General features: G+C 51.7%; 4 protein-coding genes. All 4 read right to left on the minus strand.

Annotated elements, in window-relative coordinates; all coding sequences use genetic code 11:
• The coding region (locus V6D20_01245; protein HEY9814423.1) for a packaged DNA stabilization protein at positions 1–362 on the minus strand (362 nt) is incomplete at its 3' end.
• Positions 359–844 (minus strand): hypothetical protein, encoded by a 486-nt coding sequence (locus V6D20_01250; GenBank protein ID HEY9814424.1) that lies wholly within the window; start codon positions 842–844, stop codon positions 359–361. The genes V6D20_01245 and V6D20_01250, both read right to left, overlap by 4 nt.
• 93 nt (positions 845–937) lie before the next feature.
• Positions 938–1,270 carry a hypothetical protein gene (locus tag V6D20_01255; GenBank protein HEY9814425.1) on the minus strand — a complete coding sequence of 111 codons (333 nt, stop codon included), beginning with the start codon at positions 1,268–1,270 and terminating at the stop codon, positions 938–940.
• A 7-nt stretch (positions 1,271–1,277) separates the two neighbouring features.
• Positions 1,278–1,457 (minus strand): hypothetical protein, encoded by a 180-nt coding sequence (locus V6D20_01260; protein HEY9814426.1) that lies wholly within the window; start codon positions 1,455–1,457, stop codon positions 1,278–1,280.
• Positions 1,458–1,560: the final 103 nt, after the last annotated feature.

Genomic DNA, 1,560 nt, shown 5'->3' on the forward strand with positions numbered 1-1,560 from the left:
CCGTCATAGCGGTAGTATTCGCCGTTAGCCACAAAGGCCACAGAGTTGAAGGAATTGGCGAACCTTGCTTGGTTAGAGCCAGGAACCAAAACGCCGTCGCTCAAGTCATTGACGCCGCCAAACTCATCCACTTCAATAAAGGTATTGCCTGACAGCCGGTAGTGTTGACGGAACCGCTCAGACCAGATGCCGCCACGGTCAGCACCAAAGCCAGTGGCAAAGCTCTTGAGGCCGTCAGCCGTGCGCAGATAGCCAGACCATGAGCCGATGGACTGATAGAAGCCCACCATGTTACGGGGCAGCGTATCGCGCCATTCAGCGTCTACGTCAATCCTTGTGCCTTTGACCAAGGGTAGCTTCATGGCGTGGTGGTGATCGGTGCATCACCCTCGTCGGTCAGATAGTCATTGTGAGTGACGATCCGATCAGCGGGACGATAGAACTTGTTAGAGAACGGCGAACCGTTAGCCATGCCACGAGGGAACCTGTGCGGGTACTGAACATCCTGAAGCTCAACCGTGCGATTGGCTATGGTCTGCATACCTTGGGCGGCAATGCGCATCATGCTGGGGGTGTACTGCTTCTCAAAGTAGGTACAAGCAAGCTCGGCCACGGAATACACCACACCCAAAGTGGCCCAGTCAGGAAGGCCAGTCTCTTCATTGGGGTCAGGCAGGCCATCAGATACGATGTACCCAACCCTGCGACCAATGGCGTTGTTGGATAGCAACCAATCCTCTGCCATCTTCAGCGTGCCCTGAACCTCTTCCTGCGTTGCCTCACTGGTGCGGGCATTGACGCCAATGGCGGTTAGGATGCGGTTAGCTAACTCGGCTTTAGTCATGCTGAATGCTCCAGAAAGTAAGCCAAAGGCAAGTACGCTGAGCAAAATATCACAAGACCCACTGTTAGCGCTTTTGACACTTCAAAGAATAGATTAGTCATCAGACTCATCCAACTTCTTGCGGATAGTATCGGCCTTCATCTTGTGATGGGGAGGTTTCCCAAACTTAACCCGGAATTCCTCCGCCAACTCAAGATAAATCCTATCCTCCATACACAAGTTTTCGTCAGTTACTTCGACTTCTTCTTGCCCTTCTTCTTCATCTTGCCGTATGCCATCGGTAGCACCTCGCAGTGAGTTTAGGTTATGTGACCAGCCCAGCTTACGAAGCCTAGACTGCTCGGCGGTGTGACAAGGACGGCCATAGATTCCAGGCTCAACCTCGTAACAATTCTTATCTGGATTCTTCGTGTACAGTGTCTTCATGGAATCCTCAGTGATAAGTCGGCGGGCAGTCAATGGGTTCAAGCTCAAGCTCACGGTTGGCCTCGTCAATGGCAAGGACAACGTAGAGATAGTTATTGATATTGATCTGAACCGGATAGCCGCCCGATAACATCTCTTTGATAGGCTCAATGTCTTCGACCAATAAGCTAAACGATTCGTCAAACATGGCCCGCTCCTTTAGTGGTTTCATTATACCGCTAATGGGGGGCGATAAAAAGCCCGCGCTTGGCGGGCCTGTGGGTGATAGGTTTAGGGCTTGTTAATTTGAT

Source organism: Candidatus Obscuribacterales bacterium (assembly GCA_036703605.1).
Lineage (GTDB): Bacteria > Cyanobacteriota > Cyanobacteriia > RECH01 > RECH01 > RECH01.

What these genes read in the sequence shown, in the direction of transcription:
- V6D20_01260 (HEY9814426.1), bottom strand. Translation starts at nt 1,457, where the DNA reads ATGTTTGACGAATCGTTTAGCTTATTGGTCGAAGACATTGAGCCTATC.
- V6D20_01255 (HEY9814425.1), bottom strand. Translation starts at nt 1,270, where the DNA reads ATGAAGACACTGTACACGAAGAATCCAGATAAGAATTGTTACGAGGTT.
- V6D20_01250 (HEY9814424.1), bottom strand. Translation starts at nt 844, where the DNA reads ATGACTAAAGCCGAGTTAGCTAACCGCATCCTAACCGCCATTGGCGTC.